Annotated in this window: 21 protein-coding genes; 19 read left to right on the top strand and 2 right to left on the bottom strand. The window is 61.7% G+C overall.

Annotation, left to right across the window (positions count from 1 at the left end):
- From lysA to ACQCST_RS13365, 9 genes are all read left to right on the top strand, one after another.
- A complete protein-coding gene (gene lysA, locus ACQCST_RS13405) occupies window positions 1-1,476 on the top strand; it encodes a diaminopimelate decarboxylase (RefSeq protein ID WP_426996250.1) in 1,476 nt (491 codons plus the stop codon).
- Window positions 1,477-2,793, top strand: a complete 1,317-nt coding sequence (locus tag ACQCST_RS13400; RefSeq protein WP_426996249.1) for a homoserine dehydrogenase — start codon at window positions 1,477-1,479, stop codon at window positions 2,791-2,793.
- Window positions 2,794-3,900 carry a threonine synthase gene (gene thrC, locus ACQCST_RS13395; RefSeq protein WP_426996248.1) on the top strand — a complete coding sequence of 369 codons (1,107 nt, stop codon included), beginning with the start codon at window positions 2,794-2,796 and terminating at the stop codon, window positions 3,898-3,900.
- Window positions 3,901-3,932: 32 nt separating this feature from the next.
- Window positions 3,933-4,877: a homoserine kinase gene (gene thrB / locus ACQCST_RS13390; RefSeq protein ID WP_426999180.1), complete on the top strand. Its 945-nt coding sequence runs from the start codon at window positions 3,933-3,935 to the stop codon at window positions 4,875-4,877.
- A 321-nt stretch (window positions 4,878-5,198) separates the two neighbouring features.
- Window positions 5,199-7,409 (top strand): transcription termination factor Rho, encoded by a 2,211-nt coding sequence (rho, locus tag ACQCST_RS13385; protein WP_426996247.1) that lies wholly within the window; start codon window positions 5,199-5,201, stop codon window positions 7,407-7,409.
- A 257-nt stretch (window positions 7,410-7,666) separates the two neighbouring features.
- Window positions 7,667-8,740: a peptide chain release factor 1 gene (prfA, locus tag ACQCST_RS13380; RefSeq protein ID WP_426996246.1), complete on the top strand. Its 1,074-nt coding sequence runs from the start codon at window positions 7,667-7,669 to the stop codon at window positions 8,738-8,740.
- A 17-nt stretch (window positions 8,741-8,757) separates the two neighbouring features.
- Window positions 8,758-9,621, top strand: coding sequence for a peptide chain release factor N(5)-glutamine methyltransferase (gene prmC / locus ACQCST_RS13375; protein ID WP_426996245.1), 864 nt, complete (start codon window positions 8,758-8,760; stop codon window positions 9,619-9,621).
- A 22-nt stretch (window positions 9,622-9,643) separates the two neighbouring features.
- Window positions 9,644-10,414: an L-threonylcarbamoyladenylate synthase gene (locus tag ACQCST_RS13370; RefSeq protein ID WP_426996244.1), complete on the top strand. Its 771-nt coding sequence runs from the start codon at window positions 9,644-9,646 to the stop codon at window positions 10,412-10,414.
- On the top strand, window positions 10,411-11,169 hold the full coding sequence (locus ACQCST_RS13365) for a WecB/TagA/CpsF family glycosyltransferase (protein WP_426996243.1): 759 nt from the start codon (window positions 10,411-10,413) through the stop codon (window positions 11,167-11,169). Before ACQCST_RS13370 ends, ACQCST_RS13365 begins: the two co-directional genes overlap by 4 nt.
- On the opposite strand, the gene ACQCST_RS13360 is transcribed toward ACQCST_RS13365, so the two are convergent.
- Together ACQCST_RS13360 and ACQCST_RS13355 are read right to left on the bottom strand one after the other, a co-directional pair.
- Entirely contained in the window at window positions 11,166-12,062 is an 897-nt protein-coding gene (locus ACQCST_RS13360) for a glycosyltransferase (RefSeq protein ID WP_426996242.1), read from the bottom strand. The genes ACQCST_RS13365 and ACQCST_RS13360 overlap by 4 nt on opposite strands.
- A gap of 94 nt (window positions 12,063-12,156) precedes the next feature.
- Window positions 12,157-12,381: a hypothetical protein gene (locus tag ACQCST_RS13355; protein WP_426996241.1), complete on the bottom strand. Its 225-nt coding sequence runs from the start codon at window positions 12,379-12,381 to the stop codon at window positions 12,157-12,159.
- Between ACQCST_RS13355 and ACQCST_RS13350 the strand changes: the two genes are divergently transcribed.
- The 10 genes from ACQCST_RS13350 to atpD all read left to right on the top strand — a co-directional run bounded on the left by ACQCST_RS13350 (window position 12,362) and on the right by atpD (window position 21,253).
- Window positions 12,362-13,474 carry an MraY family glycosyltransferase gene (locus tag ACQCST_RS13350; RefSeq protein WP_426996240.1) on the top strand — a complete coding sequence of 371 codons (1,113 nt, stop codon included), beginning with the start codon at window positions 12,362-12,364 and terminating at the stop codon, window positions 13,472-13,474. The genes ACQCST_RS13355 and ACQCST_RS13350 overlap by 20 nt on opposite strands.
- Before the next feature lie 105 nt (window positions 13,475-13,579).
- Window positions 13,580-14,065, top strand: a complete 486-nt coding sequence (locus tag ACQCST_RS13345; RefSeq protein ID WP_426996239.1) for a hypothetical protein — start codon at window positions 13,580-13,582, stop codon at window positions 14,063-14,065.
- Entirely contained in the window at window positions 14,058-14,396 is a 339-nt protein-coding gene (locus ACQCST_RS13340; RefSeq protein WP_426996238.1) for a hypothetical protein, read from the top strand. Before ACQCST_RS13345 ends, ACQCST_RS13340 begins: the two co-directional genes overlap by 8 nt.
- A gap of 80 nt (window positions 14,397-14,476) precedes the next feature.
- Complete coding sequence (gene atpB / locus ACQCST_RS13335) at window positions 14,477-15,277, top strand: F0F1 ATP synthase subunit A (RefSeq protein WP_426996237.1); 801 nt, start codon at window positions 14,477-14,479, stop codon at window positions 15,275-15,277.
- Between the two features lie 76 nt (window positions 15,278-15,353).
- Window positions 15,354-15,572 carry an ATP synthase F0 subunit C gene (gene atpE / locus ACQCST_RS13330; RefSeq protein ID WP_003804776.1) on the top strand — a complete coding sequence of 73 codons (219 nt, stop codon included), beginning with the start codon at window positions 15,354-15,356 and terminating at the stop codon, window positions 15,570-15,572.
- A gap of 53 nt (window positions 15,573-15,625) precedes the next feature.
- Entirely contained in the window at window positions 15,626-16,183 is a 558-nt protein-coding gene (locus ACQCST_RS13325; protein ID WP_426996235.1) for a F0F1 ATP synthase subunit B, read from the top strand.
- On the top strand, window positions 16,183-17,010 hold the full coding sequence (locus tag ACQCST_RS13320; RefSeq protein ID WP_426996234.1) for a F0F1 ATP synthase subunit delta: 828 nt from the start codon (window positions 16,183-16,185) through the stop codon (window positions 17,008-17,010). The genes ACQCST_RS13325 and ACQCST_RS13320 overlap by 1 nt, the downstream gene beginning before the upstream one ends.
- 83 nt (window positions 17,011-17,093) lie before the next feature.
- Window positions 17,094-18,731 (top strand): F0F1 ATP synthase subunit alpha, encoded by a 1,638-nt coding sequence (atpA, locus tag ACQCST_RS13315; RefSeq protein ID WP_426999179.1) that lies wholly within the window; start codon window positions 17,094-17,096, stop codon window positions 18,729-18,731.
- Between the two features lie 79 nt (window positions 18,732-18,810).
- Entirely contained in the window at window positions 18,811-19,704 is an 894-nt protein-coding gene (locus ACQCST_RS13310) for a F0F1 ATP synthase subunit gamma (RefSeq protein ID WP_426996233.1), read from the top strand.
- 94 nt (window positions 19,705-19,798) lie between these two features.
- Window positions 19,799-21,253 carry a F0F1 ATP synthase subunit beta gene (atpD, locus tag ACQCST_RS13305; RefSeq protein ID WP_426996232.1) on the top strand — a complete coding sequence of 485 codons (1,455 nt, stop codon included), beginning with the start codon at window positions 19,799-19,801 and terminating at the stop codon, window positions 21,251-21,253.
- The last annotated feature ends 1 nt before the right edge of the window (window position 21,254 follow it).

Raw genomic sequence — 21,254 nt, 5'->3', positions numbered from 1 at the left:
ATGACGGAAGCTGCTGCGAACCAATCTTCCCCGCTGGCTCCGGATTGGCTCGCTGTTCCGGAGGACCTGAACGCGCTGCACCAGCCACTGTGGGCGGCCGGCGTCGGAAGGAACGACGACGGCGAGCTGGCCGTTGACGGCATCCCGGTCAGTCTGCTGAAGGAACAGTTCGGGACGCCACTGTTTGTGATGAGCGAGCCTGATTTCCGTGCGCGGGCGAGGGACTTCAAGGATGCCTTCGACGCTGCCTTTGCCGATATCTGCGGCGGAGTGGACGTTTATTACGCAGGCAAGGCTTTCCTGTGCACAGCGGTGGCCAGCTGGGTGGCCGACGAGGGCCTGCGGCTGGATACCTGCTCCGGCGGTGAGCTGGCCGTGGCGGCGCGCGCGGGTGTTGAAGGAGCCAAGCTGAGCCTGCATGGCAACAACAAGTCCGACGCCGAGATCAGCCGCGCCCTCGATTTGAAACTCGGACGGATTGTGGTGGACAGCCTGGACGAGCTGGAGCGCGTGGCCAAAATCGCCTCCGGACGCGGCGAAACCGCCAAGGTGCTGCTGCGGCTTACCCCTGGGGTGCACGCCCACACCCACGAGTTCATTGCCACGGCCCATGAGGATCAGAAATTCGGCCTCTCCATGGCGGAGGACTCCACCGACCAGGCCGGCCTGTCCGCCGCCGAGGAAGCCGTGGCAGCAGCCACGTCCTACTCCAGCGTCGAACTGCTCGGTCTGCACTGCCATATCGGCTCGCAGATTTTCGAACCCGACGGCTTTGCCGTGGCCGCAGAGAAGCTCCTGAACTTCCTCGCCGCCATGCAGACGAAGTACTCCGTCGTCCTGCCGGAGCTGGACCTCGGTGGTGGCTACGGGATCGCCTACACCCCGGTGGACACCCCCCGCCCGGCTGCCGAGATCGCGGTGGCGATGGCCGCCGTCGTGCGTTCCACGTGCGCAGAATTGGGCATCGCTTCCCCCCGCATCTCGATCGAACCCGGCCGCGCCATTGTGGGCAGCAGCACTTTTACCCTCTATGAGGTGGGCACTCTTAAAACGGTGCGCGTGGATGCTGCGGACGCCGAAGATGGAAGAACAGACGACAAAAACGTTACGCACCCGCGCCGCTATGTGTCGGTGGACGGCGGCATGAGCGATAACGCCCGCCCGGTGCTCTACGACGCGGATTATTCGGCGATTCTCGCGTCCAGGACCTCTGTTGCCTCAGCTCAGCTGTCCCGCGTAGTGGGCAAACATTGCGAGAGCGGCGACATAGTTGTTAGAGATGTATATCTGCCCGAGGACGTGGCAGCCGGTGATCTGCTCGCTGTACCGGGGACCGGCGCCTACTGCTGGGCCCTGTCAAGCAACTACAACTATCTGGCCCGGCCGGGCGTTGTCGCTGTGCGCGACGGATCTGCCCGGCTGATTGTCCGCGGGGAAACCGAAGAAGATCTGCTGAACCGCGACATGGGAGTCTGAATGACCGAATTGCGAACCCTGAAAGTCGCCCTCCTGGGCTGTGGCAACGTCGGGGCACAGGTAGCGCGGATTCTGCTTGACGACGCCGATACGCTCGCTGCCCGTACAGGCGCCCGCCTTGAACTGACCGGCATCGCCGTGCGCAACATCAATGCCAAGCGCGATGTTGAACTTCCGCGGGAGCTTTTCACCGACGACGCCGAAACTCTCGCCAAGGACGCCGATCTCGTGATCGAGCTGATGGGCGGAATCGAGCCTGCCCGCTCCCTCATCCTGACAGCCATCCAGAACGGCGCGTCGGTTGTCACCGGGAACAAGGCACTGCTGGCGCAGGACGGCCCCACCCTCTACGAAGAGGCGGACAGGGCGGGGGTGCAGCTGTCGTACGAGGCAGCCGTTGCCGGTGCGATTCCGATCCTGCGTCCCATCAGGGACAGCCTCTCCGGAGACCGCATCACCCGGGTGTTGGGCATCGTCAACGGCACCACCAACTTCATCCTGGACCAGATGGACTCCACCGGTGCCCAGTTCGCGGACGCCCTGGCCGAAGCACAGCGTCTCGGCTACGCGGAAGCTGACCCCACCGCCGACATCGAGGGTCACGACGCCGCGGCGAAGGCCGCCATCCTGGCGTCGCTGTCCTTCCACACCCGGTTCGCGCTGGAAGACGTGCACTGCCAGGGCATCACCTCGGTCAGCGCGGCAGACATTGCTGCCGCCAAGGACGCAGGCTTTGTCATCAAGCTGCTGGCCATCGCCGAAAAGCTTGTCGACGCCGACGGCACCGAGGGAGTCTCTGTCCGGGTGCACCCGACGCTGCTTCCCCGTGAGCACCCGCTGGGTGCCGTCCGTGGTGCTTTCAATGCCGTATTCATCGAAGCCGAGAACGCCGGCGAACTGATGTTTTACGGCCAGGGAGCGGGCGGAACCCCCACGGCATCCGCCGTCCTGGGCGATCTCGTGTCGGCAGCCCGCCGGATCGTTCTGGGTGGCCCCGGCCGCACTGAAACCACCACCGGGTATGTTAAGTCATTGCCCATCGATGCTGTCAGCACCAGCTACTACATCGGCTTGGACGTTGCCGATCAGCCGGGCGCGCTGGCACGGATTGCCCAGCTTTTCGCGGAGCACGGGGTGTCCATCGAAATCATGCGCCAGACCATCCACCGTGATGCTGCATCGAACGTCGAGTCGGCCGAACTGAAAATTATCACCCACCGCGCATCAGAAGCTGCCCTCGCAGCAACCGTCGAGGCAGTCAAAGGCCTGGACGTCATCAATTCAGTCACATCCGTACTCCGGGTAGAAGGAGTCTAAGTGGCTCACCAATGGCGCGGAGTTATCCGCGAATACGCTGACCGTTTGCCCGTCACGGAATCCACCAGGGTCATCACCCTCGGTGAGGGCGGCACCCCGCTGGTCCACGCGCAGAAGCTGTCCGAGCTGACCGGCTCCACCGTGTACCTCAAGGTGGAAGGCATGAACCCCACCGGTTCGTTCAAGGACCGCGGTATGACCATGGCCATGACGGCTGCCGTTGCCTCCGGTGCCGAGGCCGTAGTGTGTGCCTCGACCGGCAACACCTCGGCGTCCGCAGCAGCCTATGCAACGGCCGCCGGACTCAAGTGTGCAGTCCTGGTGCCTGAGGGAAAGATTTCCATGGGCAAGTTGAGTCAGGCGATCGCCCATGGTGCCACTCTGCTCCAGGTGGACGGCAACTTCGACAATTGCCTGGACATTGCCCGCAAGCTGGGGGAGGCGTACCCGGTGTTCCTCGTAAACTCGGTCAATCCTGCGCGCATCCAGGGTCAGAAGACCGGCGCATTCGAGATTGTGGATTCATTGGGCGATGCACCGGACATCCACGTACTTCCGGTAGGCAACGCCGGCAACATCACCGCGTACTGGAAGGGCTACAAGGAGTACTCGGCGCCGTTCGAGTCGGCAACGGCCGGGTCTCTGCCCGCCGTTTCCACCAAGAACCCCATCATGTGGGGTTTCCAGGCTGCCGGTGCTGCACCGTTCGTGGCCGGGCATCCCATCATGGAACCGGACACGATTGCCACTGCCATCCGGATTGGGAACCCGGCCTCCTGGGACGGTGCCATCGCTGCGCGCGACGAATCAGGCGGACTGATCGAAGCTGTCACCGACGAGGAAATCCTCTCTGCGCACCGCTGGCTTTCCGCCCGCGAAGGCGTGTTTGTGGAACCCGGTTCCGCGGCGGGTGTGGCGGGTCTGATCAAGAAGCACGCCGCCGGGGAGGTCCCCTCAGGCAAGACGATCGTCATCACCGTCACCGGCCACGGACTTAAGGATCCCCAGTGGGCGCTTCGGACCGAAGACGGCAGCGAGGTCAATCCCGTCAAGGTCTCCAACGACGTTGTCAGTGTTGCCGCCGAACTGGGTCTGGAAGAAAAGTAGCCTTGGAGACCACCGGGCCGCTTGCAGCCGACATGCCTTTTATCGCCGCGGGACAGCAGGTTACGGTCCGGGTTCCGGCCACCAGCGCGAATCTGGGCCCGGGATACGACAGCCTCGGGCTCGCCCTTGCCTTGCACGACACCCTGACCGTGGAAACCCTGGATTCGGACCGGCTGGTCTTCGAACTCCGCGGCGAGGGGGCCGATTCACTGCCGCAGGATGCCAGCCATCTGGTGGTTAAGGCAATGAATGCTGCGTTTGAGCGCCTGGGGTTCCGGCATGCCGGCCTGAAAATCACGGCAGAGAACGTAAATCCCCACGGTCGCGGACTCGGGTCCTCTGCATCTGCAGTGGTGGCTGCCGTGACGGCAGCCAATGCCCTGGTTCCTGCGGAGGACAGGCGTGGTGCCGAATGGATCCTGCAGCTCACCAGCGAGATGGAAGGCCACCCGGATAACGTGGCTCCGGCCATCTTCGGCGGACTGGCGCTGTCATGGCAGGACAGCGACCGGTACAGCAGTACGTGCGCCGCGGTAGTGGATTCCGTGATTCCCGTTGTGGCCGTTCCGGACTTCGAACTGTCCACCGAAGCGGCGCGAGCACTTCTGCCGGCCTCGATCGGTCACCATGCGGCCGCAATGAACTCCGGCCGTGCGGCGTTGCTTATCCATGCGCTGACACAGAATCCGGATTTCCTGCTGGCCGGCACGGAGGATTACCTTCACCAGAGCTACCGGGCCGAAGCCATGCGCCCGAGTGCTTCGCTGATCGGGGCACTCCGTAAAGCGGGTCATGCTGCGGTCGTTTCAGGCGCGGGGCCCACCGTGATGGTCCTGGCCAATGGAGAGGCGGAGGCTGCGGATGTGCTGCGCTTCATTGCGGCTTTCACTGCTGCGAACACGCCGGACATCACGTGGCGTGTGATGAAACTGGCAGTCGACGTTGAAGGTGCTAAAGTGGACTTGCACCGGCGGTAATCCGCAGGCAGTCACAAGGCACCGACGTCGGCCAAGTTGTCGATTTCGTCTTATGCCACCATGACCACTTATCGCGCAATATTCTCCGGTGCCGCCTGCTTTGGTCTGTCGCAGGAATCTGCAGAAAACATTATCTGCCCCTGAACTGTCAGTCCGCCGTTCCGCCATTTTTCGGAGCGAAGGCGAATCAGTATCCGGCCCTGCTGGCGGAAATCCATCCGGCAAGGCCGAAAATCCCGGCTGCAGATCTGAACTGCAGCCCAGATCAAATCATCGCGTCCAGCTCACAGTCTGGACGCCGTCGAGGGGGAAGGATCCTTCGTGACCGAAACCACTGAGCTGTCTTCAGCTGTGGAAACAACATCTTCTGCTGCCGGATCGTCAGCGGAAGCACCCGCCAAGAGCAGCGGCCTTGCAGGCCTTAAGCTCGCCCAGCTGCAGGCACTTGCCAGCCAGCTTGGTATCTCCGGCGGTTCCCGCATGCGCAAGGGGGATCTGGTCTCAGCCATTTCCGCCCACCGCTCGGGTTCTTCAGCCAGCAAGGCTCCGGCCAAAGCTGCTGAAAAGGCGAGCGAGAACCACTCTGCTCCGGTGGCGGCTGCGCCCGTCGCCGTAACCGCGGACACGGCCGAGGCCCCGGCCCAGGAGGGCACCCGGGCCCGCGGCCGAGGTCGCAGCCGCCGCGCCGGCAGTGACGGCGTGATCTCCACAGCTGCCGCCGAGGCGCCGGCCACGGAAACCCCCGTCACGGAAGGGCCGCTTTCACCTCAGGTTTCACCACCGGCCGGGGCAGCAGATCCATCCGCCGCCGAGAGCACGGCCGAGCGTCGTCAGCCCCGGACGCGCAACCGCCGTCGTGGTGACGTTGCTGCGGCTGTGCCGCAGGCAGCCGAGACAACCGAGGGACAGGCCGAACAGCCCGCCGCCGAGCAGCGCGGCACCGAACAGCGCGGCACCGAACAGCGCAACGTTGAGCGGAACCAGGATCAGGGCGACGCCGGCGAATCCGGTCAGCGCACTGACCGCCGTGAGAATGCCCGCACCCGTGGCAACCGTGACAATGCGGCCAATGCGGCCAATGCTGACAACGCAGGCAACCGCGATGCCGGCCAGCGAGATAATGCCGGCCAGCGCGAGAACGCCCGCCGCGACGACACCAACGATGACGCCGACGGCGGCAGCCGCCGCAACCGGCGCAACCGGCGCGACCGGAATGACAACAACCCCCGCAACGATCGCAACGACCGTTCGGGCGGCCAGGACAGCCGCGACGGCAACTCCCGGAACGACCGCTTCCGCGACCGCAATGATCGCCGTCGCGGACGCGCTCAGGGTCCGGACGTTGACGACGTCGAGGTCACCGAGGACGACGTCCTGCTGCCAGTAGCGGGAATCCTGGACGTCCTGGAGAACTATGCGTTCATCCGGACCTCCGGCTACCTGCCCGGCCCGAACGACGTCTATGTCTCTCTCGCCCAGGTCAAGAAGTACAACCTGCGCAAGGGCGACGCCGTCGTTGGCGCCATCCGGGCCCCGCGCGAAGGCGAGGACCGCAGCCAGCAGTCGGCTCGCCAGAAGTTCAACGCCCTGGTCCGCATCACTTCTGTCAACGGCAAGACGCCGGAGGAGCTGAAGGACCGCGTCGAGTTCGCCAAGCTGGTTCCGCTGTATCCCTCCGAGCGCCTGCGCCTCGAAACGGATCCGAAGAAGATCGGGCCCCGCGTCATTGACCTCGTGGCCCCGATCGGCAAGGGCCAGCGCGGCCTGATCGTCTCGCCGCCCAAGGCCGGTAAGACGCTCATTCTGCAGTCCATCGCCAACGCCATCACCACCAACAATCCTGAGGTCCACCTCATGATGGTGCTCGTTGACGAACGCCCTGAAGAAGTCACGGACATGCAGCGCACCGTCAAGGGCGAGGTCATTGCTTCCACCTTCGACCGTCCCGCGGACGACCACACCACCGTTGCCGAGCTGTCCATCGAACGCGCCAAGCGTCTGGTGGAAATGGGCATGGACGTTGTGGTGCTCCTCGACTCCATGACCAGGCTGGGCCGCGCCTACAACCTGGCTGCTCCGGCCTCCGGCCGTATTCTGTCCGGTGGCGTGGACTCCGCAGCGCTGTACCCGCCGAAGCGTTTCTTCGGCGCAGCCCGTAACATCGAAAACGGCGGCTCGCTGACCATCCTGGCCACCGCGCTCGTCGAGACCGGTTCCAAGATGGACGAAGTCATCTTCGAAGAGTTCAAGGGCACCGGCAACATGGAACTGCGCCTGTCCCGCCAGCTTGCGGACAAGCGCATCTTCCCGGCCGTGGACGTCAACGCGTCCGGTACCCGCCGCGAGGAAAACCTGCTTTCCCCCGAGGAAGTCAAGATCATGTGGAAGCTGCGCCGCGTTCTCTCCGGACTCGAAACGCAGCAGAGCCTTGAGCTGCTGACCAACAAGATCCGGGAGACGCAGAGCAACGTCGAGTTCCTCATGCAGGTCCAGAAGACGACGCTTGGCGCGAAGTCGGATAACGACAAGTAGCTGGGCTCACCGCTCAAAACATGCCGGCCTCGCCCCTCCGCCAGGTGGCTTGCGATCCAAGATCGCCAGCCACCCGGCTCCGGCAGGCCTGAAGCCACTCCCTGGCCGGCATGTTTTGAGCGGTTGTTGGTTTAACGCGATTACTGGCTCGGAGGCAACGCGGGGTCACTTAGAGCCCATCAGGGCAGCTGAAATGGGCCGTAAGTGACCCCGTGTTGCAGTTACTAGACTTGTAAGAGTCGAAAGAGGTTTGGAAAATGTTTGAGTCCGTACAGGGCCTGCTTGATGAGCATGATGCTATCCAGGCACAGCTGGGGGATCCTGCTGTTTATGCTGACCAGCGTCTGGCGCGGAAGCTCGGGCGGCGGTCGGCCCAGCTGAACGGCATTGTTGAGGCCTACCACAAGTGGCACGGCATTGAGGATGACCTTGCTGCTGCCAGGGACATGGCTGCCGAGGATCCGGAGTTTGCTGCAGAGGTTCCGGAACTGGAAGCTGCCCTGGAGAAGGCCGCGGCTAATCTTCGCCGGCTGCTCATTCCGCGGGACCCGGACGATGCGCGGAATGTGATCCTCGAAGTCAAGGGCGGTGAAGGTGGCGACGAAGCCGCACTCTTCGCCGGTGACCTGCTGCGGATGTACACGCGATATGCGGAGTCCCGTGGCTGGAAGACCGAGCTGATCTCGTACAACGAGTCTGATCTCGGCGGCTACAAGGACGTCCAGATGGCCGTCAAGGGATCCTCCAATGACCCCGCTGAAGGGGTTTATGCCCGTCTCAAGTTCGAGGGCGGGGTACACCGCGTGCAGCGCGTGCCCGTGACAGAATCCCAGGGGCGCATCCACACTTCGGCGGCCGGCGTGCTGGTTCTACCCGAAGTGGATGAGCCCGAAGAACTGGAAATCAACCAGAACGATCTCAAGATCGACGTCTACCGGTCATCCGGTCCGGGTGGACAGTCGGTCAACACCACTGATTCGGCTGTCCGCATAACCCACCTTCCCACCGGAATCGTGGTGGCCATGCAGAACGAGAAATCGCAGCTGCAGAACCGCGAGGCAGGTATGCGTGTGCTGCGCGCCCGTATTCTGGCGCACCAGCAGGAACTGATCGACGCCGAAAACTCGGCTGTCCGTAAATCGCAGATCCGCACCATGGACCGCTCCGAGCGCATCCGTACCTATAATTACCCGGAAAACCGGATCGCGGACCACCGCACAGGCTACAAGGCCTACAACCTGGATCAGGTGATGAACGGTGACCTCGAACCCGTGATTCAGTCCGCCATCGAGATGGATGAACAGGCCCGCCTGGACGCCATCGGCGACTAGCACGGCCGGTACCTGTTATGACTCCGGAGAGCGGGCTGAGCCTTGCTGAGGCCGTCCGCGCGGCCACCGAACGCCTTGCGGTTGCCGGCGTGCCCAGTCCCCGCGTTGACGCAGAATTGCTCGCAGACCACCTGATGGGTGTGGGTCTCGGCCGGCTCCGCGCCATGCTCCTGGGGGACACTCCTGCGCCACAGGGTTACGAGGAACTAGTAGCCGAGCGGGCGCAGCGCATCCCGTTGCAGCACATCACGGGGGTAGCGCACTTCCGCTACCTGCAGCTTGCCGTGGGACCAGGGGTATTCATTCCGCGGCCTGAAACGGAATCCGTGGTGCAGCTGGTCATCGATCACCTGGCGGGAATGGTGCGCCCCAAAGTGGTGGACCTCGGCACGGGGTCCGGTGCCATCGCAGGCTCCATCGCCCATGAGGTCCCGGACGCGGTGGTTTACGCCGTGGAGTTCAGCGAACTCGCGCACGCATGGGCAGAAAGGAACCTACGGCCGCTGGGAGTAACACTGCTGCTGGGGGACCTGCGCGACGCGCTGTCGGAACTCAACGGAACCTTCGACGTCGTGGTTTCCAACCCGCCTTATATCCCGGCGGAGGCCGTCCCCAACGAGCCGGAAGTCGCGCTCCATGATCCGCCTGAAGCGCTTTACGGCGGGGGAGCAGATGGAATGGAACTTCCGACGGCGGCCGCCGCCTCAGCGGCGCGCCTGCTGATTCCGGGCGGCTACTTCGTGATGGAGCATGCCGAGGTACAGGCACCGTGGATCGCCAGGATGCTGAAGGCTGCCGGTCCATGGTCCGCCGTGACTACGCATGTGGACCTCAACGGCAAGGAACGTGCCACCAGCGCCGTGCTTGCAGTTCAGGACTGACGAATAATGAAAGAATAGGCCAGTGACCATAACCTATAACTGCACTGCAGATGATCAGCGCGCTGAAGGGCTGGAACACGCCCAGCGTGCAATCCGCGAAAAAAAATGTGTGGTGTTCCCCACCGACACTGTTTACGGTATCGCCGTTGACGCTTTTTCACCCCAGGCTGTGACCATGCTGCTGGTCTCGAAGGGCCGTAGCCGGCAAATGCCGCCGCCGGTGCTCATTCCCCGGCTCAACGCGCTCGACGGACTCGCAACTGATGTTTCGGCGGAGGCCCGGAAACTGGCCGAGGCCTTCTGGCCGGGCGGACTGACCCTGATTTTCCACGCCCAGCCTTCCCTGGAATGGGATCTGGGCGATACCAAGGGAACCGTGGCTTTGCGCATTCCTGCCGATGAAGTGGCCCAGGACCTGCTCACGCTGACAGGCCCCCTCGCGGTGTCTTCCGCGAACCGGACCGGGCAGTCACCTGCACAGACGGCCTTCGAAGCCCGCTCGCAGCTTGCCGATTCAGTTGAGGTCTATCTTGAGGGTGGTTTCCGGCCGGTGGAAGGTACCGATGCTTTGCCGTCCACCATCGTTGATGCCACTGCGCTGCCATTGCGGGTTGTGCGCGAGGGCGCCGTCAGCCTCGAGCGTCTGCGCGGCGTCGTGCCTGGTGTGCTGGCGCTTGGCGAAGAGCCCGTGGTTGAGCCTGTCGAAACCGAAACGGACGGCAATCCGCTGGAACAGCAGCAGCCGGACACCGCTGAAGCCAAAAGCGGTCCGGCGGGGCCAGACGCCGAATGACCTTATCGAGACAGCACATCCCCGTCCTCGACGTCGATGCCACTCCTCTGCGGGTTGATGAGTTGATCGGAGTTCTTGACCGGTTTGTGGCGGACGGATCAACCCGGACAGTCCTAGGTCACAACCTCCATAGCGTCACGCTTTTTCATGCAGAACCGGAGTTCCGTGCACTCTACGAGCGAAGTGATGTTGTCCTCATCGATGGCGCACCGGTGCTGTGGCTGTGGAGCCGTGCCCGGAAAGCCAGCGGGCGGGTCATGGATTACCGTCTGGGTTCCACGGACTGGCTGACTGACCTGGGACGCGTGAACGGGCTGGAGCGGATCGCCGTCATCGGGGCAAGTCCAATGGCCAACGCCCGGGCTGTCGAACGGCTGAGGAGCATTGTTCCGGAGGCACAAGTGTCCGGCATGGCAGGCGAGGGATGGAACAGCGTGGTTGAGGAAACCGCTCTGGCGTGGCTGGACGAGATCCGTCCACAGCTGGTGCTGATCGGACTCGGCATGCCGCTGCAGGAGTCTGTGATCCACCGCCACCTGGAATCGTTGCCACCTGCCGTCTACTGTGCCGTCGGAGGCGCCATTGAGCAGATTGCGGGCATCCAGAAACTTGCACCGCGTTGGCTCGGGCGCATCGGGCTCGAATGGGCCTGGCGGCTTATGCTGCATCCCCGCAGGGTTGCCTATCGAGTGTTCGGCGAGCCATGGGTCCTGATCGGACTCTTGATCCGACGCCGACTACAGCGGCACGGCTAGAACTTCTGATCCTTCAGCGGAGCGAATCCCTTGCCCCGCAGGCCCGCAGAAAATGCTCCGAACCAGTCGGCCAAGCCACGGAGATCTCCTCGCCGGAGGAAGTAGCCAAGATAGCCGCCGACATCTGCGACCAGGGATTTGACCCGAAAATGCCGACGGATCAGATACCCGCGGTTCCGGTAGTAGTAGAAGCGCTTGAACGCCGACTCAGGAACGATGACATGCCATCGTGCGCCGAAGACATGTTTCGTCTCAGAGAACGCATGCGGGTGGGTGATGGCGGCCGTCGTGACGGTGCCGAAGCGGATTCCGGCCTTTCTGAGCCTGATGGTGAAGTCCACCTCGTCGCCGCGGATAAAGAGGCGTATATCAGGTAGCCCGACCTTAAAGAAAACGTCAGAACGGATCAGGGCACCGTTGAAGAAATGCCCGTCGTCAGGCAGGAAACCGGCTTTCTCCACCTCGGCACGATCATGGGTTACCTTGCCGTTGAGCCGGAAGAAAAAGGACAACCGGTCGGGATGGCCGGGAGCAACCACCAACGGGACCACTGCTTCCAGTCCGCGGGCTTCTGCTTCGCGAAGGAGAGTGGAGAGACATTCGGGATCACCGGGCTCGGCGTCGTCATCCATCATCCAGATCCAGTCGGCTCCGCTGGCAACGGCTTTGAGGACTGCCAGGGCAAATCCGCCGGCCCCGCCGAGATTTGCCTCGGAGCGTACATAATCGACATTCTTATGCTGGCCGGCAACGGTCGGGGCTGGCACAGTGCCGCTGTCCACCAAACAGATGGAGTCTACTGGTGTTGTCTGGCTGTTGATGGCCTTGAGCAGAACGCCCAGCTCTTCCGGACGGTCAAACGTCACGGCGGCAACTGCAACGGACGGTGACATCGTTGGTTCCTTTCAGTGCGGCCGTCCGCGGTACACCCGCCGGCATTGGGCCGTGTGACGCGAGGCCGTGCAGCCGTTGGCATTAGTATCTTGACTAGAGTCCACTGTAATACAGCCCTGTCAGGCAGTACGCACTGCCTGCAGCGAGCACGGCGACGGAGAAGATCCATTCATCGAACGACAGACCCAGACCACTTGAGCGCAAACCATGACCGATGTCCTGCCCTGAATCCCCGGTTTCCGGATGCCGTGCGCCGAAGGGCCGGGTTCGCGGACCGCCCAGAGCCAGGAGCCGCACCGTGATCATGTATCTGCTCATGATGCTGACTGCGGCTGTAACGTCCTATGCTGCAACATGGGGAGCCCGGCTGATCGGCAACAGGCTTGAACTCTTCTCACCGATCAGAAGCCGTGACGTGCATTCCACACCGGTGTCCAGGCTCGGTGGCCTCGGTATTTTCGCCGGCTTCCTGACAGCGCTGATCGTGGCAAGCCACTCCTTTTTCGTCGAGGACATTTTCCGCGGAAACTCTGCCCCTTGGGGAGTCCTGGCCGGCGCCGCAGTTATTGTGCTGGTGGGAATGGCCGACGACCTGCTGGATCTGAGGTGGTGGGTCAAGCTCATCGGCCAGAGTGCTGCTGCTCTGGTTGTGGCCATCTGGGGGGTCCGGATGACCGTTATACCCTTTGTCCCCGAACCTATCCGGATCGAATCGGACCTGCTGCATATCCTGTTGACAGCTGGGCTCATCGTCACGACCATGAACGCCTTCAACTTCATAGACGGCCTGGACGGTCTGGCTGCCGGTGTGGCAATCATCGGCGGTGTGGCATTCTTCCTGACCGCCTACTGGGTTCACAGGACCGCCGTCATCCTCGACCGTTCCGACCTCGCTACCCTCCTGACTGCTGTGCTCGTGGGCAGCTGTGTGGGGTTCCTGCCGCACAATTGGTTCCCGTCGAAAATATTCATGGGCGACTCCGGTGCCATGCTGATCGGACTGTTGATGGCCTCGGCCGGAATTGTCTCCACAGGCCAGATCTCCTCCGGGCTCTATGACCGCGCCAACGGCATTCCCACCATCATCCCCATCCTGCTGCCGTTCGCCGTGCTGTTTCTGCCGCTCCTGGACCTCTGTCTCGCCGTCGTGCGGCGGACAGCACTGGGGCGGTCACCATGGTCCGCAGATCGGGGCCATCTCCACCACAGGTTGCTGGATATCGGATACTCACACCGCGGCGCCGTTGTGCTGATGTATATGTGGACCTCGGTTCTGGCGTTCGGTGGACTGGCCTTTGCAGTCTTCCCGTGGCAGATGGTTCTGGTGATAGACGTCCTGGCTGCATTGGGCATGACGCTTGTGACTGCCTGGCCGTATTTGAGCCGTAAGGGTGCGCGGTTCCGGGACTGAGTTGCGCAATCCCTTTTCCGAATAATTTCTATCTCGTGTAGAATTCAGGGCAGCTAATCACCGCACCCCTATCACCAACCAACAGACCACGACGATTGGGATCCCATGACCTCCAACGCCGGCTCCGGACACTCCTCCGGCAACGGGACTGTTGGCGTCTCTGGTCCCACAGCGTCTTTGTGGCTCCGGCTTTTGGCCATAAGTTCGGCAGCAGCCGGCGGCGCCCTGGTGCTTACAGCGGTTCCGGCGTACGTGCTTAACGGTGCTGCCGGAGTTGTGTCGAGCACCTTCGGCGGGCTGCTGGTGATGCTCTTTTTTGCGATCAGTCTCCTTGTTGGCCACTTTGTGGGCCGCAACAATCCTTCGGGCGCAATCGGGCTGTTTGTGGCGACATATTTCGTCAAGGTGGTCGGTTTTGCCGTGGTGCTCTTTGTGATAGGTGCACCGGAATGGCTTCACGGCCGCTGGTTCCTGATTGGCGCCGTGGCTGCAGTCGTGTTCTGGCAGGCCGCCGAGATCTATGGCTTCAGCAAGGCGCGTCTCCAGATTTACAACGACCCCTCTACAGATCAGGATGCCACCCATGTCTGATCGCGGACATTCCTCCCGGCAGGGCTCCGGCAACTCCCGAAAGACGCCGGGCGCGCCCGGCGTCTCGGCCGATAACAGAGACGGCGGATACAACGCCGGAATCGCCGTCTTCAGCTACATTGTTGGCGGGATCGTCGTCTGGAGTTTGATAGGGTGGGGTCTGGATAATCTGTGGGGAACCCGCTGGATTGTGCTCGCAGGCGCTCTGCTTGGAGCTGCTGGGGGTTTCTATCTTTCCCATATGCATGGCCTTACCAGTCACAAGAACACGGCTGGCGAGAGCAGCACGGACAGTGCCCCGTCCACCGACGGGAACAGAAATGCCAAATAATTTCACAAGGGGGACAGCGGCGTGAATACCGCGGGACCCCGACCAACGCCCAATGATGGACACTGCAGAGAGGAAACGCGTTGATCGCGCTTGCGCTCCCGGCCCAAGATTCAGGAGAGTTCGCTCCTCCTGGAATTGAAGAAATGCACCTGCCGGCAATCCTGCCGTGGGGTGCGGCGGACGGATTCTCCAAGCAGATGCTGCTGGTAATCCTGTCGGTCGTCATTATCGCTACATTCTTTCTGCTAGCTGCACGTAAGCAGCAGCTGGTTCCCGGCAAACTCCAGTTCGCTGGTGAAATGGCCTACGGCTTCGTGCGGAACAGCATCGCCAAGGACATTATCGGCGGCAAAGACTTCATGAAGTACGTGCCCCTGCTGTTCAGCCTCTTCTTCTTCATCCTGGTGAACAACATTTACGGCGCCATTCCCGTCATCCAGCTTCCGAGCTTCTCGCATGTCGGTGGAGCGTATGTTCTCGCGGGCATCGTTTACTTCACCTGGATCGCGATCGGTGTCAAGAAGAACGGTCTGAAGTACTTCAAACTCGCTACGGTGCCTTCGGGCGTCCCCTGGTACATTCTTCCGATCGTCGTACCGATCGAGATCATCTCCAACTTCATGGTCCGCCCGGTAACCCACAGCCTGCGTCTTTTCGCCACCATGATGGCCGGTCACCTGATCGTCATGATCGCCGGATCGGGAATTGAATACCTCGTGATGCAGGAAAGCGTTCTGCTCAAGGGTGCTTCCGTATTGGTTGTGGCCGGTTCCATCGCGATGTACATGCTCGAAGCTTTGATCATGGCTCTTCAGGCGTATGTCTTTACCCTGCTGACCGCGATCTATATAGAAGGCGCGCTTCACGCCGACAGCCACTAGGCAACCAAACTTCCCCCCAGGGGGATGAAGCAACCCAAACAACCTGCCGCAAAGCGGCATCTTGAAAGGAAGAAAAATGGAAGGCTCCATCAACGGCTCCCTCAACCTCATCGGCTACGGCCTCTCCGCCATCGGCGGTGGTATCGGTGTGGGTCTCGTTTTCGCTGCTTACATCAATGGTGTGGCACGTCAGCCCGAAGCGCAGCGCGTCCTGCAGCCGATCGCATTCCTCGGCCTCGCACTGACTGAAGCCCTCGCCATCCTTGGCCTGGTCTTCGCTTTTGTTCTCAAGTAAACCTTCAGAACCAAGCGATCATTCAGAACCGAGAAGATAAGGACGGGTGAAATATGAATCAGCTGATCATCTCAGCCGCCACTAAAGGCGCCGAGGCGACCAACCCGCTCATTCCGAATATTTGGGAAATGGGCGTCGTTCTCGTCGGCTTTGCGGTCCTCATGTACATCGTGGTCAAGTTTGTTGTCCCGATGTTCGAGAAGACCTTCGCAGAGCGTGCCGAGGCTATCGAAGGTGGCATTGCCAAGGCTGAAAAGGCCCAGGCGGAGGCCGCTGCAGCGCTCGAAGAGTATAAGCAGCAGCTCAGCGACGCCCGTGCGGAAGCCAACCGCATCCGCGAGGAAGCCCGCTCCGAGGGCGCCCAGATCCTTGCAGAACTCAAGGAGAAGGCCGCTTCAGAGTCTGCCCGCATCACTGCACAGGCTCACGTTCAGATTGAATCCGAGCGTCAGGCGGCCGTTGTGTCCCTCCGTTCAGAGGTGGGAACACTGGCCACAACCCTCGCCGGTCGCATTGTTGGCGAGTCACTCAACGATGATGAGCGTTCGGCGCGCGTTGTTGACCGTTTCCTGGCAGATCTGGAGAACCAGAACGCAGGTGCAGCTAAGTAATGGCAGGTGTATCGAGCGGATCGCTGAGCACAGCGCTGACCGCACTCGAAGCAAAGCTTCCGGCTGCCTCGCTGCAGTTGGCCAAGGAGCTCTTCGGCATCCTTGGAACAGTTGACAGCTCGGCTGGTTTGCGGAGGGCACTTACTGACCCGTCCCGCACCGGAGACGAAAAGTCGGCCCTGGTCAGGCAGCTTGTTGGTGGGAAAGTCTCCGCTGATGCTGCTGAAATCGCGGGCGGATTGGCTGGCTCACGCTGGGCAACGGCCCGTGATATCGGCGATGCACTCGAGACCCTTGCCGCGACGGTTGTTATAGCCGTTGCAGAAAACAAGTCGGCCGTTTCTGCCTCCGGAATCACCGGCCTGGAAAAGCTGGAGAACGATCTGTTCTCCTTCAACCAGACCGTTGCCTCCAGCCATGAGGCGCAGCGTGCTCTGTCTGAACCACAGGCCAGCGCCGCCGCAAAGATTGCCCTTGCCGAGAGGCTGGTTCCTCACGCAAGCGAGGAAGCGAAAGTCCTTGTCGGCCAGGCAGTGTCGCAGCCCCGCGGCATTAAAGCCACCGGGCTTGTCGGCCGTTTCGCAGAACTTGCAGCCAAGCGCCAGCAGCGCTGGATTGCAACGGTGGGTGTTTCCCGTCCGTTGACGGAAGCGCAGACCAGCCGTCTGCAGGGCGGGCTCAACTCCCTCTATGGGCGTGAGCTCAAGGTCAACGTCACCGTTGATCCTGCACTGATTGGTGGAATCCGTGTCCAGGTGGGTGACGAAGTGGTTGACGCTTCGGTTATTTCCCGACTGGGACAGCTTCACCGTCAACTGGCCGGCTAGCCGGACAAGCACAACTTAACTGATAGAAACCCAGGTCATCGTGAGCAACGATGATCACGAAAACAGGAGAGCAGGGACTGCAGATGGCCGAATTGACCATCAACGCCGACGACGTCCGTATTGCGTTGAACGAGTTCGCGGCGTCCTACGAACCCGGAAACGCCGAGCGCGTAGAGGTTGGCCGTGTATCCGCCGCAGGTGACGGCATCGCCCGTGTTGAGGGTCTTCCCTCGGTCATGGCGAACGAACTTCTTCGCTTCGAAGACGGCACCCTGGGCCTGGCCCAGAACCTCGACGTCCGCGAGATCGGCGTTATCATCCTCGGTGACTTCACGGGCATCGAAGAGGGCCAGGAAGTTCACCGCACCGGTGAGATCCTGTCTGTACCGGTTGGCGATGCCTTCCTCGGCCGCGTAGTTGACCCTTTGGGCCAGCCGATTGACGGCCTCGGCGAGATCAAGGCTGAAACCACCCGTGCACTGGAGCTCCAGGCTCCCGGAGTGACTGAGCGCAAGTCCGTGCACGAACCGCTGCAGACCGGCCTCAAGGCAATTGACGCCATGATTCCGATCGGCCGCGGCCAGCGCCAGCTCATCATCGGTGACCGAAAGACGGGCAAGACGGCCATCGCCGTTGACACCATTCTGAATCAGAAGGCCAACTGGGACTCCGGTGACGTCCAGAAGCAGGTTCGCTGCATTTACGTCGCGATCGGCCAGAAGGCTTCAACGATCGCTGAGATCCGGCAGACCCTTGAGGACAACGGCGCACTCGAATACACCACGATCGTTGCCTCGCCGGCGTCAGACCCGGCCGGCTTCAAGTACCTTGCGCCCTACGCCGGTTCCGCAATCGGACAGCACTGGATGTATGCCGGCAAGCACGTTCTGGTGATCTTCGATGACCTGTCCAAGCAGGCCGAAGCCTACCGCGCCGTGTCACTGCTGCTGCGCCGCCCGCCGGGCCGGGAAGCCTACCCGGGCGACGTTTTCTACCTGCACTCCCGCCTGCTGGAGCGTTGTGCAAAACTCTCCGACGAGCTCGGCGCCGGATCGATGACGGGCCTGCCCATCATCGAAACCAAGGCCAACGACGTCGGAGCCTTCATCCCGACCAACGTGATCTCGATCACGGATGGCCAGATCTTCCTCCAGTCGGACCTCTTCAACGCCAACCAGCGTCCAGCTGTTGACGTTGGTGTCTCCGTTTCCCGTGTGGGTGGCGCTGCGCAGGTCAAGGCCATGAAGAAGGTCTCCGGTACTTTGAAGCTGGACCTGGCGCAGTACCGCGATATGCAGGCATTCGCGATGTTCGCTTCAGACCTGGACGCTGCTTCACGTCAGCAGCTGACCCGCGGTGCGCGCCTTATGGAACTGCTCAGGCAGGGCCAGTACACGCCGTACCCGATCGAGAACCAGGTTGTTTCCATCTGGGCCGGCACCAAGGGCTACCTTGACGCTGTTCCGCTCGAAGACGTTCAGCGTTTCGAGGCGGAGTTCCTGGAGCACCTCAAGCACAGCTCCTCCGTGCTGACGACGCTTGCGCAGACCAATGTGCTGGATGACGACACACTGGCGGTTCTTGAGACATCCATCAAGGACTTCTCCAAGGGCTTCTTCGGCGAAGGTGACAGCTACCTTGTCGGTGCCGGTCATGAAGAGTTTGATGCTCTTGCCCAGACCGACGTAGATCAAGAGAAGATCGTCAAGCAGAAGCGCTAGTTGAGTCACCGCGGCCCGGACATGCACTATGGGCGGGCCCGGGCCGCGGTTTCACACAACAACGAAGGGAAACGTAAGTATGGGAGCCCAGCTTCGGGTCTACCGCCAGAGAATCAAAGCGACTCAGTCGATGGGAAAGCTCTTCAAGGCGATGGAACTGATCGCTACCTCGCGAATCAGCAGAGCCCGTTCGCGCGTAGCGGCCTCACTGCCCTATGCCAACGCCATCACGCGGGCCGTGTCGGCGGTTGCTTCTCAGTCTGAGATTGACCACCCGCTCACAACCGAGCCGGCGCAGATCCGCCGCGCTGCCGTCCTGGTGGTGTCCTCCAACCGTGGCCTGGCAGGGTCATATTCGGCCAGCGTGCTCAAGCAGTCCGAGCATCTCTATGGGCTGCTCAGCGCCGAGGGCAAGGAAGTAAAGACCTACCTGGTCGGGAACAAGGCACAGTCCTACTTCCAGTTCCGCAACCGTGAATTCGCGCGGTCCTGGCTTGATGCCACAGATGCGCCTCAATTCGCCACGGCCAAGGAAATCAGCCAGGTGCTGCTTGAGGACTTCGCTAAGGACTTTGAGGACAGCGGGGTGGACGAGATTCATGTCGTCTACACACGATTCGTCTCCATGGTCCTTCAGGTCCCCACAGTCATCCGGCTGCTTCCGCTGGAGGTTTCGGAGGAGCAGGTCACTGAATCTTCGGATCTGTTGCCCCTCTACGAGTATGAGCCCGAGCCCGAGCAGGTTTTGGATGCCCTTCTGCCGCGCTACATCGAGGCTCGTATCTTCAACGCACTGCTGCAGGCTGCTGCCAGCGAGCTGGCAGCCCGCCAGCGTGCCATGAAGTCGGCCAGCGACAACGCCCGCGATCTGGTCAAGAAGTTCACACGACTTGCCAACACCGCGCGTCAGGCTGAGATCACACAGGAGCTTTCCGAGATTGTGGCCGGAGCCGACTCGCTCAACGCGTCGTAGCCGATCAAACTCCAGGTCTTCCAGGCCTAAAGGCTGATCCGTCAGCACCGATAGAATTAATTCCACGCCATCTACATTGAGTGAAGTGAGAGAGATGACTGCCACCGCAACCGAACAGGTAGCCAAGACCGCTGGCGCCACGGGCCGCATTGCCCGTGTCATCGGCCCGGTTGTCGACGTCGAGTTCCCGGCTGACGCAATCCCCGGCATCTACCATGCCCTGACCGCGGAGATCACCCTTAACGGTGCAACCCATATGGTCACCTTCGAGGTCTCCCAGCACCTGGGCGACAACCTGGTCCGCGCAATCGCGCTTCAGGCAACTGATGGCCTGGTTCGCGGTGCGGCCGTGACGAGCACTGGTGCTCCGATCTCCGTGCCCGTCGGTGACGTCGTCAAGGGCCACATCTTCAACGTCCTGGGCAAGCCGCTCGACGTCGAGGAATCCAGCCTTGAGATCACAGAGCGCTGGCCCATCCACCGCAAGCCCCCGAGCTTTGACCAGCTCGAGGGTTCCACCGAGATGCTTGAGACCGGCATCAAGGTCATCGACCTTCTCACCCCGTACATCAAGGGTGGAAAGATCGGCCTCTTCGGCGGTGCCGGTGTGGGCAAGACCGTGCTGATCCAGGAAATGATCACCCGTGTGGCCCGAAACTTCGGTGGTACTTCGGTATTCGCCGGTGTTGGCGAGCGTACCCGTGAAGGTAACGACCTCTGGGTTGAAATGGAAGAGGCAGGCGTCCTCAAGGACACGGCCCTTGTGTTCGGCCAGATGGATGAGCCGCCGGGAACGCGGCTGCGTGTTGCACTCTCCGCGCTGACCATGGCGGAGTACTTCCGTGATGTGCAGAAGCAGGATGTGTTGCTCTTCGTGGACAACATCTTCCGCTTCACGCAGGCCGGCTCCGAGGTTTCGACCCTTCTGGGCCGTATGCCTTCCGCCGTGGGTTACCAGCCGAACCTGGCTGACGAGATGGGCATCCTCCAGGAGCGCATCACCTCCACTAAGGGTCACTCCATCACCTCCATGCAGGCCGTGTACGTGCCTGCAGATGACTACACCGACCCGGCTCCGGCTGCGACGTTCGCCCACCTGGATGCAACAACCGAGCTTTCCCGTGAAATTGCTTCACGTGGTCTGTACCCGGCCGTTGACCCGCTGACGTCCACCTCCCGAATCCTGGATCCCCAGTACATCGGCAAGGATCACTACAACACGGCCGTCCGTGTGAAGCAGATCCTGCAGAAGAACAAGGAACTCCAGGACATCATCGCCATCCTTGGCGTTGACGAACTGTCCGAAGAGGACAAGATTGTTGTGTCCCGTGCACGGCGTATCCAGCAGTTCCTCTCCCAGAACACCTACACCGCCAAGCAGTTCACCGGCGTCGAAGGTTCGACGGTTACCATCAAGGACACCGTGGAAGGCTTCACAGCCATCTGCGACGGCGAGCTGGACCACGTTGCAGAGCAGGCGTTCTTCAACGTCGGTGGACTGGACGATGTTGAGCGTCAGTGGGCCAAGATCCAGGAACAGACCAAGTAAT

The sequence above is a fragment of the Pseudarthrobacter sp. N5 genome (genome assembly GCF_050157035.1).
Lineage (GTDB): Bacteria > Actinomycetota > Actinomycetes > Actinomycetales > Micrococcaceae > Arthrobacter.
The sequence above is the reverse complement of the archived record's forward strand: the minus strand, read 5'-3'. Positions and strand labels throughout refer to the sequence as shown.

Excerpts from the sequence above, each read along its gene's own strand:
- atpD (WP_426996232.1), top strand. The coding sequence starts at position 19,799 with ATGACTGCCACCGCAACCGAACAGGTAGCCAAGACCGCTGGCGCCACG.
- ACQCST_RS13365 (WP_426996243.1), top strand. The coding sequence starts at position 10,411 with ATGACCTTATCGAGACAGCACATCCCCGTCCTCGACGTCGATGCCACT.
- ACQCST_RS13340 (WP_426996238.1), top strand. The coding sequence starts at position 14,058 with ATGTCTGATCGCGGACATTCCTCCCGGCAGGGCTCCGGCAACTCCCGA.
- ACQCST_RS13320 (WP_426996234.1), top strand. The coding sequence starts at position 16,183 with ATGGCAGGTGTATCGAGCGGATCGCTGAGCACAGCGCTGACCGCACTC.
- thrB (WP_426999180.1), top strand. The coding sequence starts at position 3,933 with ATGCCTTTTATCGCCGCGGGACAGCAGGTTACGGTCCGGGTTCCGGCC.
- ACQCST_RS13355 (WP_426996241.1), bottom strand. The coding sequence starts at position 12,381 with ATGAGCAGATACATGATCACGGTGCGGCTCCTGGCTCTGGGCGGTCCG.
- prfA (WP_426996246.1), top strand. The coding sequence starts at position 7,667 with ATGTTTGAGTCCGTACAGGGCCTGCTTGATGAGCATGATGCTATCCAG.
- ACQCST_RS13360 (WP_426996242.1), bottom strand. The coding sequence starts at position 12,062 with ATGTCACCGTCCGTTGCAGTTGCCGCCGTGACGTTTGACCGTCCGGAA.
- atpA (WP_426999179.1), top strand. The coding sequence starts at position 17,094 with ATGGCCGAATTGACCATCAACGCCGACGACGTCCGTATTGCGTTGAAC.
- ACQCST_RS13310 (WP_426996233.1), top strand. The coding sequence starts at position 18,811 with ATGGGAGCCCAGCTTCGGGTCTACCGCCAGAGAATCAAAGCGACTCAG.
- atpE (WP_003804776.1), top strand. The coding sequence starts at position 15,354 with ATGGAAGGCTCCATCAACGGCTCCCTCAACCTCATCGGCTACGGCCTC.
- lysA (WP_426996250.1), top strand. The coding sequence starts at position 1 with ATGACGGAAGCTGCTGCGAACCAATCTTCCCCGCTGGCTCCGGATTGG.
- ACQCST_RS13325 (WP_426996235.1), top strand. The coding sequence starts at position 15,626 with ATGAATCAGCTGATCATCTCAGCCGCCACTAAAGGCGCCGAGGCGACC.
- ACQCST_RS13345 (WP_426996239.1), top strand. The coding sequence starts at position 13,580 with ATGACCTCCAACGCCGGCTCCGGACACTCCTCCGGCAACGGGACTGTT.
- prmC (WP_426996245.1), top strand. The coding sequence starts at position 8,758 with ATGACTCCGGAGAGCGGGCTGAGCCTTGCTGAGGCCGTCCGCGCGGCC.
- ACQCST_RS13400 (WP_426996249.1), top strand. The coding sequence starts at position 1,477 with ATGACCGAATTGCGAACCCTGAAAGTCGCCCTCCTGGGCTGTGGCAAC.